General features: G+C 41.0%; 16 protein-coding genes. 15 read left to right on the top strand and 1 reads right to left on the bottom strand.

Annotation, left to right across the window (positions count from 1 at the left end; translation table 11 throughout):
• The first annotated feature begins 77 nt into the window (after window positions 1–77).
• The 14 genes from rpsF (at window position 78) to BBI08_RS16665 (ending at window position 14821) form a co-directional block, all read left to right on the top strand.
• Entirely contained in the window at window positions 78–365 is a 288-nt protein-coding gene (gene rpsF, locus BBI08_RS16730) for a 30S ribosomal protein S6 (RefSeq protein ID WP_008427712.1), read from the top strand.
• Between the two features lie 50 nt (window positions 366–415).
• Entirely contained in the window at window positions 416–889 is a 474-nt protein-coding gene (gene ssb, locus BBI08_RS16725; RefSeq protein WP_008497641.1) for a single-stranded DNA-binding protein, read from the top strand.
• A 49-nt stretch (window positions 890–938) separates the two neighbouring features.
• On the top strand, window positions 939–1175 hold the full coding sequence (gene rpsR / locus BBI08_RS16720) for a 30S ribosomal protein S18 (RefSeq protein WP_006830564.1): 237 nt from the start codon (window positions 939–941) through the stop codon (window positions 1173–1175).
• Window positions 1176–1389: 214 nt separating this feature from the next.
• A complete protein-coding gene (locus tag BBI08_RS16715) occupies window positions 1390–2349 on the top strand; it encodes a YybS family protein (RefSeq protein ID WP_008497640.1) in 960 nt (319 codons plus the stop codon).
• 14 nt (window positions 2350–2363) lie between these two features.
• Window positions 2364–4337, top strand: coding sequence for a DHH family phosphoesterase (locus BBI08_RS16710; protein WP_008497639.1), 1974 nt, complete (start codon window positions 2364–2366; stop codon window positions 4335–4337).
• Window positions 4334–4783 (top strand): 50S ribosomal protein L9, encoded by a 450-nt coding sequence (gene rplI, locus BBI08_RS16705; RefSeq protein ID WP_065528365.1) that lies wholly within the window; start codon window positions 4334–4336, stop codon window positions 4781–4783. The genes BBI08_RS16710 and rplI overlap by 4 nt, the downstream gene beginning before the upstream one ends.
• A gap of 12 nt (window positions 4784–4795) precedes the next feature.
• Complete coding sequence (gene dnaB / locus BBI08_RS16700) at window positions 4796–6151, top strand: replicative DNA helicase (protein ID WP_008427723.1); 1356 nt, start codon at window positions 4796–4798, stop codon at window positions 6149–6151.
• A 132-nt stretch (window positions 6152–6283) separates the two neighbouring features.
• Complete coding sequence (locus tag BBI08_RS16695; protein ID WP_008497638.1) at window positions 6284–7570, top strand: adenylosuccinate synthase; 1287 nt, start codon at window positions 6284–6286, stop codon at window positions 7568–7570.
• A 222-nt stretch (window positions 7571–7792) separates the two neighbouring features.
• Window positions 7793–8500 carry a response regulator YycF gene (yycF, locus tag BBI08_RS16690; protein WP_065528579.1) on the top strand — a complete coding sequence of 236 codons (708 nt, stop codon included), beginning with the start codon at window positions 7793–7795 and terminating at the stop codon, window positions 8498–8500.
• 4 nt (window positions 8501–8504) lie between these two features.
• Window positions 8505–10331, top strand: coding sequence for a cell wall metabolism sensor histidine kinase WalK (gene walK, locus BBI08_RS16685; RefSeq protein ID WP_065528364.1), 1827 nt, complete (start codon window positions 8505–8507; stop codon window positions 10329–10331).
• Entirely contained in the window at window positions 10322–11656 is a 1335-nt protein-coding gene (locus BBI08_RS16680; RefSeq protein ID WP_008497635.1) for a YycH family regulatory protein, read from the top strand. The genes walK and BBI08_RS16680 overlap by 10 nt, the downstream gene beginning before the upstream one ends.
• Window positions 11643–12452 carry a two-component system regulatory protein YycI gene (locus BBI08_RS16675; RefSeq protein ID WP_065528363.1) on the top strand — a complete coding sequence of 270 codons (810 nt, stop codon included), beginning with the start codon at window positions 11643–11645 and terminating at the stop codon, window positions 12450–12452. The genes BBI08_RS16680 and BBI08_RS16675 overlap by 14 nt, the downstream gene beginning before the upstream one ends.
• Window positions 12453–12465: 13 nt before the next feature.
• Window positions 12466–13254 carry an MBL fold metallo-hydrolase gene (locus BBI08_RS16670; protein ID WP_008497632.1) on the top strand — a complete coding sequence of 263 codons (789 nt, stop codon included), beginning with the start codon at window positions 12466–12468 and terminating at the stop codon, window positions 13252–13254.
• A gap of 361 nt (window positions 13255–13615) precedes the next feature.
• The gene (locus BBI08_RS16665) at window positions 13616–14821 is read left to right on the top strand and encodes a S1C family serine protease (RefSeq protein ID WP_008497630.1); all 1206 of its coding nucleotides are present in this window, start codon (window positions 13616–13618) and stop codon (window positions 14819–14821) included.
• Window positions 14822–15011: 190 nt separating this feature from the next.
• Here BBI08_RS16665 and BBI08_RS16660 read toward each other — a convergent pair whose 3' ends face one another.
• Window positions 15012–15761 carry an SDR family NAD(P)-dependent oxidoreductase gene (locus tag BBI08_RS16660; RefSeq protein ID WP_008497629.1) on the bottom strand — a complete coding sequence of 250 codons (750 nt, stop codon included), beginning with the start codon at window positions 15759–15761 and terminating at the stop codon, window positions 15012–15014.
• Window positions 15762–16141: 380 nt separating this feature from the next.
• On the opposite strand from BBI08_RS16660, the gene BBI08_RS16655 reads away from it, so the two are divergent.
• Window positions 16142–16363, top strand: coding sequence for a CxxH/CxxC protein (locus tag BBI08_RS16655; protein ID WP_330217546.1), 222 nt, complete (start codon window positions 16142–16144; stop codon window positions 16361–16363).
• Window positions 16364–16384: the final 21 nt, after the last annotated feature.

Here is a 16384-nt window from a genome sequence, read left to right as displayed (position 1 = left end):
GAGTAATATTTATGAATTGCTTGCTCCTTGCCCGCTGGATACAGCAGGGCCCAAGTCCATGAGGAGGTGACAACACGATGAGAGAATATGAATTAATGTATATCATTCAGCCTGCAATTGAAGAGGAAGCGAAAAAAGCTCTAGTTGAGCGTTTTAACGACATCCTTACTACAAACGGTGCTGAAATCATCGAGTCGAAAGAGTGGGGTAAACGTCGTTTAGCTTATGAAATCAACGATTTACGTGAAGGTTTCTACCAAATCGTAAAAGTAAACGCTGGTTCTGAAGCTATCAACGAATACACACGTCTTGCGAACATTAACGAAGACATTATTCGTCATATCGCTGTACGCAAAGACGCGTAAACAGGATACAGACACTGAATTTTTTTTGACTTGAAGGAGGTTGAATTCTGATGATTAACCGAGTTGTTTTAGTCGGAAGACTGACAAAAGATCCAGACCTTCGTTACACACCAAGCGGCGCGGCGGTTGCTCGATTTACACTAGCTGTAAACCGGACTTTCTCGAACGCTCAAGGTGAACGCGAAACTGATTTCATTAATTGTACCGTTTGGCGCAAACAAGCTGAAAATACAGCGAATTTCCTTAAAAAAGGAAGCTTAGCAGGTGTTGAAGGCCGTATCCAAACTGGTAGCTACGAGGGACAAGACGGGAAACGCGTCTATACAACAGAAGTAGTGGCGGACAGCGTTCAATTCCTTGAACCAAAAAGCGCCAATACGGATCGTTCACAAGGACAGCAGCCTTCCTATCAACAGAACCAATCACCAAGCCCAAGTCAGCAAAACCATACTCGTGTAGATGAAGATCCATTCTCAAGCGGTAGCGGCCCGATCGAAGTATCGGATGACGATTTACCGTTCTAAGATGGACGGAAACTAACGATTAATCATTAAGTAAAGGAGGTAATTCGATATGGCACCACGTCGCGGAGGAAAAAAACGGAAAAAGGTTTGTTACTTCACTTCCAACAACATCACGCACATTGACTATAAAGATACTGATCTTTTGAAGAAATTCATTTCTGAAAGAGGGAAAATCTTGCCACGTCGTGTTACAGGCACTAGCGCTAAATGGCAACGTAAGTTGACAATCGCTATTAAACGCTCACGTATCATGGCACTTCTACCGTTTGTTGCGGAAGAAAGATAATTACGATTCTTAAGACCGGGAAACCGGTCTTTTTTTTATGCAGTGAAATATGAAGGAAATATTAAATGATGATAGCAAAAATCAAAATTTTAATATCACTTTTATTTTACAGCAGTTATCTCCTTACGGGGGACGGCTCCTTTTGTTCAGGTTCTTGAATCATGGTACAATTACAAGGATGAAATATACCCAAAAGAAGGGGAAATCCAGTCATATGCAAAATCAACAAACGCGACAACTTACCAATGGGGCGATGATGGCAACCGTATTTACCGTGCTGCTAGCAATTTCGGTTTACGTGCCTGTTTTAAGTATAGTAAGTACGTTAGTTTTGGCATTGCCAATTGCTTGGTACAGTGCGAAATATCCTTGGAAAGCTTCTGCGCTTTTCGCAGCAGTCTGCTTGATACTAGCCTTTATCATCGGTGGCCTTTTATCTTTACCTTTAGCATTGATCCACGTTCCTCTAGGATTGGCAATTGGTATTTCGATTTATTATAAGAAAAGCAAATTATTTATGTTCATGAGTGCTAGTTTAGTCCTCTTGATATCGTTGATGGTCCAATATGTGGCGTCAATTTGGCTATTTGGCATCAATGTGTTGGAAGAGTTTTCGTCGATCTTTGATGAATCATATGAACAAGCTATTGTCATGATGGAGAAATTAGGAGCTTCTGACGCTTATATGGAAGACTATAATGAACTAGTTGGGCAATTGCAGTTTTCATTTGAAACTTTATTGCCTGTTTTACTAGTATTAGTGGTTTTCTCAGTTGTGTGGGTGTTATTGCTTATTCTATTGCCGATCTTGAAACGCTTTGGAATTATGGCTCCTAAATTCCCACCTTTTCGGAACATGAAATTGCCAAAATCTGTTTTATGGTATTATTTAATCGTGTTGCTTGTGTCGTTGTTATCAGAGTTTGAACCTGGAACAATGGCGTACATGATTTTCATCAATGCCACCGTGCTGCTCCAATTCCTGTTGTTTTTGCAGGGTGTTTCTTTTTACCACTTCTACATTCACCAGGAAGGCTGGCCAAAATGGGTGACGGTACTGGTCACAATCTTGGCATTCCCTTTGCAGTCATTTACGAGTATTGTCGGAATCGTAGATCTTGGATTCGATATCCGAGGTTGGATTAAACGAGCACACGAGTTTAAAGGAAAATAAGGAGCTGAAGAATAATGTCGGCTTTTTTCAGAAAAAGAAAACTTCGATATCCACTTATCGCACTTCTAGCTCTCGGCATGGCCGCAGCAATTCTGATTTCGCTTTGGTCAGAATGGGCCGCGGGTATTTTTACATTGCTTTTTGTGCTGGCTTTTACAGCCACTTGGGTGACCGAAAAAAGAGTTTATGAGGCCACAGAAAAGCATATTGAAACATTATCATACCGAATGAAAAAAGTAGGAGAAGAAGCATTGCTCGAAATGCCGATTGGTATTTTGCTAGTCAATGAACATTATGACATCGAATGGGCCAACCCTTATATGACTTCGATGCTGGAATACGATACATTAATCGGTGAGTCGCTTTATACATTATCTGAAGACTTTCATCCACTTGTGAAATCAGAAGAAAAAGAACTGACCATTGCGTTAGGTGATCGGAAATACCGCGTGTATTATAAAGCGGATGACCGTTTGTTCTATCTTTTTGATATTACGGAACAAGTCGAAATCGAATCGCTATATTATGCGGATCGCACAGTTATCGGGGTTTTATTTATCGATAATTACGACGAACTTGCGCAAGGAATGGATGATCAAACACGAAGCAATCTCAATAGTTTAGTCACTTCATTGGTCAACCAATGGGGTGCAGATTATGGGATTTTCGTGAAGCGCATTTCGTCGGAACGATTTATGGCTGTATTTAATGAATCAATTTTAAAAGAGCTTGAGACATCGAAATTTGCTATTTTGGATGATATTCGTGAAGTTACCTCTAAAGATAATTTGGCATTAACTTTGAGTATCGGTGTCGGCGCCGGGTCTGCTTCATTAGTTGAACTGGGCAGTCTTGCTCAATCCGGTTTAGATTTAGTTCTTGGTCGTGGTGGAGATCAAGTGGCGATCAAGCATCCGAGTGGAAAAGTTAAATTTTACGGTGGCAAAACCAATCCGGTTGAAAAACGGACACGGGTCAGGGCGCGCGTCATTTCGCATGCATTACGTGATTTAATCCAAGAAAGTGACCAAGTATTTATTATGGGACATAAAATGCCGGATATGGATTCAATCGGCGCAGCAGTTGGCGTAGCCAAAATGGCAGCCATGAATAAAGTCAAAGGTCGCATCATCATTGATTTTGATGCCTACGATCGCAGTGTCATGCGATTAATGGAAGTAATTGAGGGAGAACCTGAATTGTTTTCTCAGTTTATAACTCCTGAAGAGGCGTTAGCTGAAATGACCGAGAACTCACTTCTTGTTGTTGTGGATACACACAAACCGTCAATGGTTATTGATGAACGCGTGTTACAACGGATGGAACGAGTCGTTTTAATCGACCATCACCGGAGAGGTGAAGAATTTATCACCAACACGATGCTCGTTTATATGGAGCCTTATGCGTCATCTACTGCTGAATTGGTTACCGAACTTATCGAATACCAACCAAAGCACGAGAAATTGTCCATGTTAGAAGCGACAGCGATGCTAGCTGGGATTATCGTAGATACGAAAAGTTTTACGTTAAGAACAGGTGCCCGCACCTTTGAAGCCGCTTCTTATTTGCGTTCAAATGGAGCTGACACAGTACTCGTTCAACGTATATTAAAAGAAGACTTAGAAACTTATATTGAACGTGCGAAAATCGTTCAGACAGTAGAATTTGTTAGCAACGGTATTGCTATTGCAAAAGGTGAGTCTGAGCGCGTCTACAGTCCGGTATTGATCGCACAAACAGCCGATATTTTGTTAACGATGAAAGACGTTAATGCTTCCTTTGTCGTAGCTGAGCGCTCAGAAGGTGGCATTGGTATTAGTGCCCGGTCGCTTGGCGAAGTAAATGTCCAAATAATTATGGAAAACCTCGGCGGTGGTGGTCATTTAACAAATGCGGCTACCCAAATGCCAAATTCAACAATAGAAGAAGCCATTGAACAATTAAAAGCGGTGATTTTAGAAGATACTGAAGGAGGAAAAAACGAATGAAAGTAATATTCTTGAAAGACGTAAAAGGTAAAGGCAAAAAAGGTGAAATTAAAAATGTAGCAGATGGTTATGCACATAACTTCCTGTTAAAAAATAATTTAGCGATTGAAGCAAACCAAGCAACAATCAGTAAATTAGATGGTCAAAAGAAAAAAGAACAAAAAGAAGCTGACCAAGAACGTCAAGAAGCAGAACAGTTAAAAGAAACACTGGAAGGTTTGAAAATCGAACTGACTGCTAAATCTGGAGCAGACGGACGTCTTTTTGGATCAATTACAACAAAACAAGTAGCAACGGCACTTGAGAAAAAACACGGCATCAAATTAGACAAACGCAAAATGGAATTGGACGATGCGATTCGTGCGCTTGGCTATACGAATATTCCTGTAAAGTTACATCAGGATGTGACTGCTACACTACGCGTTCATGTTACTGAAGAAGCGTAAGGTGAGACACCGATGAACGAAGCGATAGATCGTGTCCCCCCGCACAACCATGAAGCCGAGCAATCGGTTATTGGCGCCATTTTTTTAGAACCACCTTCTCTAATCACGGTTGCTGAAATTGTCATGGCAGAAGATTTTTACCGCATTGCCCATCAAAAGATTTTCCAGACGATGCTGAATTTAGCGGATCACGGAAAAGCGATTGATGTGGTGACCGTGACAGAAGAGCTTTCTGTCAAAAAAGAATTAGAAGACGTTGGCGGTTTATCGTATTTAACAGAAATCGCTAACGCTGTACCAACAGCAGCAAACGTTGCGCATTATGCGCATATCGTTGAAGAAAAAGCATTGCTTCGTCGACTGATTCGTGTAGCCACCACAATTGTAGAAGATGGATTTACACGTGAAGATGAAGTAGAAGCGTTGCTTTCCGAAGCAGAAAAGAAAATGATGGAAGTATCGAGCCGGAAAAAAGCCGGTGACTTTACCCACATTAAAGATGTTTTGGTCAAGACCTATGATAATATCGAGTTGCTGCATACCCGTAAAGGAGACGTTACAGGTATTCCTACGGGATTCCGAGACCTTGATAAGGTAACAGCAGGGTTTCAACGAAACGATTTGATCATCGTAGCTGCACGGCCTTCTGTTGGTAAGACAGCTTTCGCTTTGAACGTCGCACAAAACGTCGCGACCAAAACAGACGAAAATGTTGCCATCTTTAGTTTGGAGATGGGTGCTGAACAGTTGGTTATGCGTATGCTTTGTGCGGAAGGCAATATTGATGCACAAGTGCTACGTACAGGAGCGCTTCAAAACGAAGATTGGCGCAAGTTGACGATGGCAATGGGCAGTTTATCCAATGCCGGAATCTTTATCGATGATACGCCAGGTATTCGCGTGAATGATATTCGGGCAAAATGTCGTCGTTTAAAACAAGAATATGGACTCGGTATGATCATGATTGATTATCTTCAATTGATCCAGGGACCCGGCAAATCCGGTGAAAACCGCCAGCAAGAAGTATCGGATATTTCCCGGTCATTAAAAGGGTTAGCACGTGAGCTTGAAGTACCGGTTATCGCGTTGTCACAGTTATCTCGTGGAGTAGAACAACGACAAGATAAGCGCCCAATGATGTCGGATTTACGTGAATCCGGAAGTATTGAGCAAGATGCCGATATTGTGTCGTTCTTGTATCGTGAAGATTATTATGACAAAGAAACAGAAGACCAAAACATGATTGAAATTATCATTGCGAAACAACGTAACGGTCCAACAGGTACTGTTAAACTAGCGTTTGTGAAAGAATATAATAAATTTGTCACCATCGACTGGAGCCAACATGAATCTGGCGGAGACTTTTAAACACGAACATTAAATGTGGCAACACATTTATATGTTCGTGTTTTCTTCTGTTTTGTATTGACGGTTTCGGGTTTAATTGGTACAATAAACACTGTTTGAGATAGGGCATATGCCTAACGGAGGTGCGGAATTATGACGTCAGTCGTAGTAGTTGGAACGCAATGGGGAGACGAAGGAAAAGGGAAAATCACTGATTTTCTATCAGAACATGCAGAAGTAATTGCACGTTATCAAGGCGGTAATAACGCGGGACACACGATTATTTTTGGTGGAGAAACGTATAAATTGCATTTGATTCCTTCAGGGATATTCTATAAAGAGAAAACATCAGTAATTGGAAACGGCATGGTCGTAGATCCAAAAGCGCTTGTTAAAGAATTAAAAGGTCTTCATGAGCGTGGTGTAACAACTGAAAACCTGCGCATTTCAAACCGCGCACACGTTTTATTGCCATACCATATTAAGCAAGACGAAGTAGAAGAAGCACGACGCGGAGCAAATAAAATTGGAACAACTGGTAAAGGCATCGGACCTGCTTATATGGACAAAGCAGCACGTGTCGGAATTCGTATGGCGGATTTATTGGACCATGTTGTGTTCGAAGAAAAATTGCGCATGAACTTAATCGAGAAAAACCGTCTGTTCGAGAAATTCTATGAAACAGAAGGATTTACTGTAGAAGAAATCATGGAAGAATATTATGCATATGGCCAAGAAATCGCTAAATATGTAACAGATACATCAAAAGTATTGAACGATGCAATTGATAATGGACGTCGTGTATTGTTTGAAGGCGCTCAAGGCGTTATGCTTGATATCGACCAAGGAACGTATCCGTTTGTAACATCTTCTAACCCAGTAGCGGGTGGAGTAACAATCGGTGCTGGAGTTGGCCCAACAACAATTCAACACGTTATCGGAGTATGTAAAGCGTACACGTCACGTGTTGGTGATGGACCGTTCCCAACGGAATTATTCGATGAAGTGGGTCAACAAATCCGTGAAATCGGTAAAGAATATGGTACGACTACTGGACGTCCACGCCGCATTGGCTGGTTTGACAGCGTAGTTGTTCGTCATGCGAGACGTGTTAGTGGCTTAACAGATTTAACAGTTAACTCGATCGATGTATTGTCAGGTCTTGAAACCGTTAAGATTTGTACAGCTTACCGTTACCAAGGGGAATTGATCACAGAATATCCAGCAAACTTACGCATGCTTGATGAGTGCGAACCAGTGTACGAAGAGCTTCCAGGCTGGTCTGAAGACGTAACTAGCTGCAAATCATTAGATGAGTTGCCAGAAAATGCACGTCATTACCTAGAGCGTATTTCTCAGTTGACGGGCGTACAAATTTCGATTTTCTCTGTCGGTCCTGACCGCAACCAAACAAACATCGTTACAAGTGTTTGGAGATAATCTTCTAAACTAATGTAGTTATGATACAAGCCAAGCAGTCGCCTATGGGCGGCTGCTTGGCTTGTTTTGTGGATTGCACATACGTTTTGAGCGTTTGAGGCAGAGCGGGGGTAGCTACTGATAGATGCGAAATGCCCTAAACAATGATAAAGTATAGGGTAGTAAAGCACGGGCAATGACAAGAAAAAGGGTGTAGATGGGAAGAAAAAGGGGAGAAAAATGATGAGTAAAACAATTTTAGTTGTAGACGATGAGAAACCGATTGCAGATATTTTACAATTTAACTTAAAAAAAGAAGGCTTTAATGTAGTTTGTGCGTATGACGGGGACGAAGCGATTAAAATTGCAAGTGAAATCCAACCCGATTTGATGTTATTGGATATTATGCTGCCAAATCGCGACGGAATGGAAGTATGTCGTGAAATTCGCAAGAAATTCGATTTTCCAATCATTATGTTAACGGCGAAAGACTCTGAAATTGATAAAGTTTTAGGTTTAGAATTGGGTGCTGATGATTATGTCACAAAGCCTTTTTCAACGCGTGAATTGATCGCACGTGTGAAAGCGAATTTGCGCCGACAAAATATAGCGCCTGCCGAAGAAGAAGGACAAAACTCCAATGATATCCAAGTAGGTGTTTTAACGATTCAACCAGATGCTTATCTCGTTTTAAAACGTGAGGAAACGATCGAATTGACTCACCGTGAATTTGAGCTGCTTCACTACCTGGGCAAGCATATTGGACAAGTCATGACGCGTGAGCATTTGCTGCAGACGGTATGGGGCTATGATTATTTTGGTGATGTCCGTACGGTGGACGTTACAGTCAGACGTCTACGTGAAAAAATTGAAGACAATCCAAGTCATCCGGCATGGATTGTGACACGTCGTGGCGTAGGGTATTATTTACGAAATCCTGAACAGGAGTAGTTGAATGTCAAAAGTTAATTTTTTGAAATCGATACATGTGAAGTTTGTGTTAATTTATATTTTGCTGATTTTGCTGGCTATGCAGATTATCGGTCTGTATTTTGCTCAGCAGCTTGAAGAAACCTTGAAAGGGAACTTTGAAAGTTCCATTAAGGACCGTATGGAAATCATAGAATTTAGTGTGCGTGAAGAAATGATTAAAGAACGTACAGAAGAAAATTCAACGCTTGAGCAAACATTGCGTACCGTATTATATGGTTTTCAATCAGATGATATTAATGAAATACGCGTTGTAGATACACGGTACAGCATTCTAGCGTCTTCAGTTATTGAAAATCAAATACTGGTCGGTCAGCGTTCAACAAATGATATAGTTCGGCAATCTATTATAGGAGAAATCGATTTAGAGCAGACCTATGTAGATAAGGAAAGTGAAGAGCGAATTTGGGTGCGAACTTTGCCGATTGTTGCGACAGGTGGCACCTTACTCGGAACTTTATATGTTGAAGCCGAAATTGAAAATGTGTATGACCAAATGGATGATATCAACTCGATCCTTGCTGTAGGTACGACTATTTCCTTGGCTATTACTGCGATTTTAGGAATTTTAGTTGCTCAAACGATTTCACGACCCATTGCAGATATGCGAAGGCAAGCACAAGCAATGGCTAAAGGAAACTTCTCCCGTAAGGTAAGAGTTTATAGCGATGACGAAATTGGTCAACTTGCTCGAGCCTTTAACCATTTAACGAATCGATTGCAGGAATCTCAACAGTCGACAGAAAGCGAGCGTCGCAAACTGGCGTCTGTCCTTTCCAATATGACGGATGGAGTGTTATCGACCGATAGACGAGGGCGAATTATTTTGATTAATGATCCTGCGCTTCATCTGCTAAATGTTTCACGTGAAACGGTTATTAACCGACCGGTAACGAGTGTATTAGGCCTTGAAGAAGAATATACTTTCGAAGATTTAATTGATATGAAAGAGTCTGTTACGTTAGATTTGAGTTCGTATGAGCAAAGTACGTTATTACGAACAACGTTTTCGGTCATCCAAAAAGAAACAGGGTTTGTGAATGGACTGATTGCGGTCTTGCATGATAATACAGAGCAGGAAAAAATTGATATTGAACGTCGTGAGTTTGTTGCCAATGTATCGCATGAATTGCGAACACCTTTGACGACAATGCGCAGTTATTTAGAAGCATTGGCTGATGGAGCATGGCAGGATCCAGACTTAGCACCAAACTTTTTGAATGTAACGCAAACGGAAACAGAGCGAATGATTCGACTGGTAAACGATTTGCTGAAATTATCGAAAATGGATTCCAGTGAAACTGAATTGAGCAAAGAAATGGTCGAATTCAACGTCTTTTTCAACCGCATCATAGATCGTTTTGAAATGTCGAAGTCACACAAAGTGAATTTTAAACGTCAATTGCCTAAAGAGCAGTACTTTGTAGAAATCGACCCTGACAAATTAACACAAGTAATTGACAATATTATTTCGAATGCATTGAAGTATTCTCCTGAAGGTGGGAAAGTCCGCTTTAATATGACGGTAGAAGAAGGATTCCTATTGATTCAGATTAGTGACGAAGGAATGGGGATTCCAAAAGAAAATGTTGATCGAATTTTTGACCGGTTTTATCGCGTAGACCGTGCAAGATCTCGTGAAATGGGTGGTACGGGATTAGGTTTAGCCATTTCCAAAGAAATGATCAATGCTCACGGAGGCGTCATCTGGGCAGAGAGTAAGCTAGGAAAAGGTACAAGTATTTTCTTTACGTTGCCATTTGAAGAAGACGACGGGGGTGAGTGGGATTGAAATATGTAGAACATATTAAGTCGATCGCCTTGTTTTTACTCATCCTACTGAGTCTCGCGTTAACCTTTACTATTTGGACATTCACGCCGACACATGAAATTATTGAACCAACTACTACGGTAGAAATGCCGATTTCAGAAACGAAAAACACGGAAGAAATTGTACGTCCTGTAAAACTGCTATTTCATAATGACGAAAATGTCACAGGAACTAGCGACCAAAACGATATTAACGTATTGGTTGAGTCCTTAAAGAATTGGCAAATTAGCAATATAAGAATGGTGCAAGATGAAGCAACTCCAGCGACGATTAAATCTTATATGCATAGTTCAAAGCGAGCGCTTGTTTACTATCCAGGATTAGTTCCGTTGCCCGTTTTTGATTCGATCAATAATATTGTGGATACAACGATTCCAGAATCTTCTTTTGACCGGCTAATTATTGAATGGGATGCGCCAGCTAATGACCGTCCAGCTTTATACTTTATTAATACTTTGTCAGGAAGAATATATAAAGCAGATCTTCGCATAGAAGACTTGTACCAGTTTCAAACAGAAATTGTAGATCAAGCGGTTGACTATAATACCTATGTCACAGATGATGCGATTGGTGTATTACCGGTTTATGTGCAAAAAGATAAAGTCGAGAAAACGAGTATTGGTTTTTTACTAGATGAAATTTCAACTTCGAAATTTGCAGAAGCGTTACTAGATAGTCCTGAATTAGTATTCTCAGCTGATTTAAAAACGCAAGAATATACGGATGATTCTGGAGCATTTATGAGAGAAAATCAAAACACCAAAAGCATAAGTTACATTCAGCCAAAAGCTGAAACTACAGACCCTGCCATTCCATCCGATTTATTATTTGATTCTCTTAATTACATCAATGCTCATGGTGGCTGGACGGATCAGTATTACTACGCTGGCATGAATTCAGTAAACCAGAAAATCGAGTATCAATTATACGTAGCCGATTTACCGGTCTTCAGCAACTCCACAACAACAAACCTTGAAATTATGTGGGGAATAGATGACGGGGTAGAACAAGTTTATAGTTATGTTCGGCCAGCTTATCAATTGGATTCAGAAGCAGAAAAAAGAGTGGTCGTACTTGCTGCAGGAGAAGATGTATTGAAAGCTCTTGGACAAATGGACAAAGAAGAACGATCCACGATAACGGATGTTACGCCTGCTTATCATGTGACGAGAAGCGAAGATGATTCGTTTATCATTTTTGAGCCAACTTGGTATGTTAAAACAAATGGTATTTGGACAGAGCTGCCGATTGAATTGACAGGAGGGGGAGAACTTGGATTGGAATAAAACCAAGACCATTTTTATCATTGTCTTTTCTATTTTAAACGTCTTTTTGTATTCCTTGTATTTGAATCGGTATACAGAAGCGAAAAATGTAGAAGTGCTTTCTGAATCCTCAGTGGATGAAAAGTTGCAGGCTGATAAAATTACCTATTCAAACCTTCCTGAAAATTTGGAAGGGATGCCTTATATTCGTGGAGAAACGAAAATATTCACGGCTAAAGAAGCACCTAAAGAAAATGTTCAGGTTAATATTCAAGATGGGAAAAAACTACAGGTTTCGTATGAAAAAGCTGTTTCACCAGCCGGTGACCCAGAAAGTGAGAAAGCGTTAACTACGTTTATGGAACAAAATGTGTATGAAGGCACTGCCTATGAGTTATGGGAAATTGATAAAGAGTTAAATAAAGCTGTTTATTTTCAGAAGCTTGCAGGTGAAATTCTTTATTTTAGTGATGATGGGAAAGTAACGGTGTATTGGGATAACGAGGGGAATATTGGCCGCTATGAACAAACAATGTTCACCAATATTATCGAAAATGAAGAGCCGAAAAGCTTAGTGACAGCGGTCACCGCAATTCATACACTTTACCAAAAAAACATGCTAGAATATGGCACTAAAATTCTAAATACAGAATTAGGTTACTCTGTGCATGTACAAGTATCAAAAGATCGCCAAATGTTTGTACCAACTTGGCATGTTCGAGGCGAACTGTCAGATGGTAGCCGACAAGATTATTTTGTGAACGCTGTAAAAGACGGAGTTATTGAATTGAACAAACCACCAGAAGAAGTAGAGTAAGGAGATTTTTACTATGCAATTCAGTGTATTAGCCAGCGGTTCAAGCGGCAATGCCACATATATCGAGAACGGAGAACATTCTTTTTTAGTCGATGCGGGACTCAGTGGTCGTAAGATGGAAGAGTTGTTTGCGGCAATCGGTAAAAAAATGAGCGATTTGGATGGCATTTTGGTCACGCATGAACATAGCGATCACATTAAAGGGCTTGGCATTGTAGCACGCAAACACAAAGTGCCGATTTATGCCAACGCTAAAACATGGTCTGCGATGGATGGGTTGATTGGGGCCGTTCCAGTGGAGCAGCGATTCCATTTTGATATGGATACGGTGAAGACTTTTGGTTCGATGGACATTGAATCATTTGCGGTGTCGCACGATGCGTCAGATCCTATGTTTTATGTGTTTCATGCAGATGGCCGAAAGCTGTCGTTAATTACGGATACAGGCTATGTTAGCGACCGGATGAAAGGTGTTATTCAAGCGTCTGATTCGTATGTGTTTGAAAGTAATCATGATGTGGGAATGCTGCAGATGGGTCGTTATCCATGGTCGATTAAACGCCGAATTTTGAGTGACGTGGGTCACGTGTCGAATGAAGATGCGGCAGTGGCGATGAGTGAAGTGATTGCTGAAAAACCGACGCGTATATATCTTTCGCATTTGAGTAAAGATAATAATATGAAGGATTTAGCGCGTATGAGTGTCGAGCAAACACTGCAGTCAAAAGGGATTATCACGGGAGAATATGTGAATCTGTTTGATACCGATGCCAATATACCGACTAAATTAATCGTTGTGTAAGGGAAGAGCTGTTCGAAGGTCATGAAAGTGACTTTTGGATGGCTTTTTTATTTGTAATAAAAGAAGAAAGCGCTCCAGGCGGACGCTTTCCAGGGGGGCCGGCTTCAGCCGCTTCCTTCGCTTTGCTCAGTCCAGGGTCTTCAGCTAGTCCTGATCCCCTTCCCCTAGGAGTCGCCGCCTTCCGCTCTTTCTTCTGAGTGTGTTGAATTATTCTTTTTGTTGATACTAGAGGAAAGTTAAATATACAAAGTTTTTCCGACTTGCTTTGATCACGTGAAATTTTTAAAATGAAATTGTAAAGGTCTTATAATTGGTTCGAGCGGGGTAAACAGGTATAGAGGAAAGAGGAAGGATGAGTGCGGTGGGTTATTACAATCAAACACCGAACGGTAGGCAGAGACCTAGTCGTTTAGGTGTGTTTGCTGCAGGTCTCGGTGGAGTTGTAGTGGGTGCATTATTGGTCTGGGTATTGTTCTATACGTTACCAGAGCTGAGACCGGATAACGGCACTAGTAATACGCAAATTGTGGAGCAAGGTGCTAAAGAAGATTCTAAGGCGGTTTCGGTTAATATCATGACAGATGTGACGAAAGCAGTTGATATAGCGGCGAATGCGGTCGTAGGAGTTAGTAATTTGCAAGCAAATGGGGATTTTTGGTCTCAATCACCGCAACAAGAACAAGCTGTTGGCACCGGGTCTGGTGTAATTTATAAAAATGAAAATGGCACTGCCTATGTCGTTACTAATAATCATGTTATTGATGGGGCTAGCGGTATTGAAGTGACGTTGTCAGACGGCTCGAAAGTCCAAGCTAAGCTAGTAGGAAGTGATATTTGGACCGACTTAGCTGTACTCGAAATGGACGGCACTAAAGTGCAGGCAGTTGCTCAATTTGGAGATTCAGATGCCTTAAAACAAGGAGAGACAGTGATTGCGATCGGTAATCCGTTAGGTCTAAATTTTTCCGGTTCGGTGACGATGGGTGTCGTTTCTGGTAAGGATCGAGCGGTGCCAGTGGATTTGAATGGGGATGGGCAAGAAGATTGGCAAGCGGAAGTGTTGCAGACAGATGCAGCGATAAATCCAGGAAACAGTGGCGGCGCATTGGTCAATTTAGCAGGTCAATTGGTCGGCATTAATTCGATGAAAATCGCGACTTCGCAAGTGGAAGGCATTGGATTTTCGATTCCCATCAATTCTGCGATTCCTGTGATCGAGTCGATTGAAGAAAACGGAGAAATGATTCGACCTGCTATGGGTGTGACGCTGATGGATTTGGTTCAAGTGCCTCAAGCTTCTCGTCAAGACACGTTAAACCTTCCTGAAGACGTTGTAACGGGTGTTGTTGTCAATTCAGTGATAGAAGGTTCTGCTGCAGCTGCGGCGGGTATGGAGCAGTTTGATGTAATTATTGAAATGGATGGTGTCGCAATAGAAGATATTATCGAGTTGCGAAAGCATTTATACAATAAAAAGAAAATCGGCGATGAACTGACGGTAAAAGCGTATCGAGATGGTGAGTTGATCGAATTCAAATTAAAGCTTGTGGATAATTCAGCATTGTAAAATAGAAAACCTGCATAGAAAATTCTATGCAGGTTCAGACTGTAGACAAACTCGATTGATTCGAGTGGTCTGCAGTTTTTTTGTGGAAATCCATCGCTCCGGTCGCTTCGCCTACTCCGTGGACGCGCCTTCGCTAGTGAAAGGTTCTTTTTAAGATAGGAAAATCGTCTTTTTTGCACCCTGAATTTGTTTATTTTAAGGAGTAGCCACCATCTACGACTATTTCTGCACCGTTTATATAGGATGCTTTGTCTGAAGCTAAGAATAGCACGACTTCAGCAATCTCACTTGTTTTCCCGTAACTTCCTCTAGGGTGTCCCTTTGATTGTTTTTCATAATTCTCTATTCCGCCATATGCATTAATGGCTAGGTCGGTTTCTGTAGGGCCAGGAGATATGCAATTTACTCGAATTCCTAGGTTAGCAAAGCGAAGTGCCGTGCTTTGAGTCATCGCGACAACTGCTGCTTTTGTTCCACTATAAGCTGGTAGCATAGGATTAACCTTGTCGTTTCCGAGGATCGCTGCATTATTAATAATAACTCCATTTCGTTGCTTACTCATCACGACTAAAGAATATTTCATGTAGGCGAAGACAGCCGTTTGATTGACAGCAATTAAATGATTCCAGTCATCTAGCTTTACTCGAGACAATGGCCCCATTGCTGTAGACAGAATACCAGCATTGTTGAATAGAATATCAACATGATGTTCATTGTTTTCAAGTGTTTTAAAAAAGCTTTCGATTTCTTCCACGTTTTCGTTGTGGACTTGGTAAAAATGGGCTCTTTCGTTGCATTCACTCTCTACTTGAGAGCCTTTGTTGCGATCTCTTCCAGTAAAATGAACGGTAGCCCCTTCTTTACAAAAGAAACGAACCACTTCCTTACCAATTCCATCCGTTCCACCATTAACAATCACTACTTTGTTTTCGAACATCATGAGATCTCCTCCAAGTATCATAGTAAAGTGATAAGTATGTGAAATCAGTATATAACATTCGTATAACCAAAGGAAATCTAAGTACACACCATTTAAGGGGACATCGACCTTGTCTTATATGAAGGATCCAACCCCGACTTTTCACTTCATTACTTCGTTCTTCCGCAGGAGTCGTCACCTTCCGTTTTTTCATTGTCTTGAACTAATACTATTCAAATATCAAATTTTGAAATTTCGAGGAGAAGAAGGAAAGCTCGGAAAAGCAGAAAAAGCATGTGGATAACTTTTAACGTGTAAATTTATTGTTAACAATCCACAAGAGGATAAAAGCTCCGCTATCCGGAACTCTTTTGGTCTGTTAAAATAGGGTGTGGATAAAGATGAATGAAATGTGTATAACTATGTGGAATATTCGGAAATCGAAAGAGGTGGAAATAATGGAGGTAAAGTGCTGTAAAACCCACGTGGAGCATGCGTTAGACGTGTTCGTGGCAGAGACTAAAAATTATCCTATACTAACAGAATTATCAGAAACTGAAAAGTTATCCACAAGTTGTGATTACTGTAAAGAGGCTGCAACGTATCTTGTGGCAAACGCCTGATCGAGCACAATATGTAGAAAA

This window comes from Planococcus halocryophilus (assembly GCF_001687585.2).
GTDB classification, from domain to species: domain Bacteria; phylum Bacillota; class Bacilli; order Bacillales_A; family Planococcaceae; genus Planococcus; species Planococcus halocryophilus.
Note: the sequence above shows the minus strand (reverse complement) of the source record. Positions and strands in the feature narration are given on the sequence as shown.

Excerpts from the sequence above, each read along its gene's own strand:
- rplI (WP_065528365.1), top strand. The coding sequence starts at position 4,334 with ATGAAAGTAATATTCTTGAAAGACGTAAAAGGTAAAGGCAAAAAAGGT.
- ssb (WP_008497641.1), top strand. The coding sequence starts at position 416 with ATGATTAACCGAGTTGTTTTAGTCGGAAGACTGACAAAAGATCCAGAC.
- yycF (WP_065528579.1), top strand. The coding sequence starts at position 7,793 with ATGAGTAAAACAATTTTAGTTGTAGACGATGAGAAACCGATTGCAGAT.
- BBI08_RS16660 (WP_008497629.1), bottom strand. The coding sequence starts at position 15,761 with ATGATGTTCGAAAACAAAGTAGTGATTGTTAATGGTGGAACGGATGGA.
- walK (WP_065528364.1), top strand. The coding sequence starts at position 8,505 with ATGTCAAAAGTTAATTTTTTGAAATCGATACATGTGAAGTTTGTGTTA.
- rpsF (WP_008427712.1), top strand. The coding sequence starts at position 78 with ATGAGAGAATATGAATTAATGTATATCATTCAGCCTGCAATTGAAGAG.
- BBI08_RS16710 (WP_008497639.1), top strand. The coding sequence starts at position 2,364 with ATGTCGGCTTTTTTCAGAAAAAGAAAACTTCGATATCCACTTATCGCA.
- rpsR (WP_006830564.1), top strand. The coding sequence starts at position 939 with ATGGCACCACGTCGCGGAGGAAAAAAACGGAAAAAGGTTTGTTACTTC.
- BBI08_RS16655 (WP_330217546.1), top strand. The coding sequence starts at position 16,142 with ATGAATGAAATGTGTATAACTATGTGGAATATTCGGAAATCGAAAGAG.
- BBI08_RS16715 (WP_008497640.1), top strand. The coding sequence starts at position 1,390 with ATGCAAAATCAACAAACGCGACAACTTACCAATGGGGCGATGATGGCA.
- BBI08_RS16695 (WP_008497638.1), top strand. The coding sequence starts at position 6,284 with ATGACGTCAGTCGTAGTAGTTGGAACGCAATGGGGAGACGAAGGAAAA.
- BBI08_RS16670 (WP_008497632.1), top strand. The coding sequence starts at position 12,466 with ATGCAATTCAGTGTATTAGCCAGCGGTTCAAGCGGCAATGCCACATAT.
- dnaB (WP_008427723.1), top strand. The coding sequence starts at position 4,796 with ATGAACGAAGCGATAGATCGTGTCCCCCCGCACAACCATGAAGCCGAG.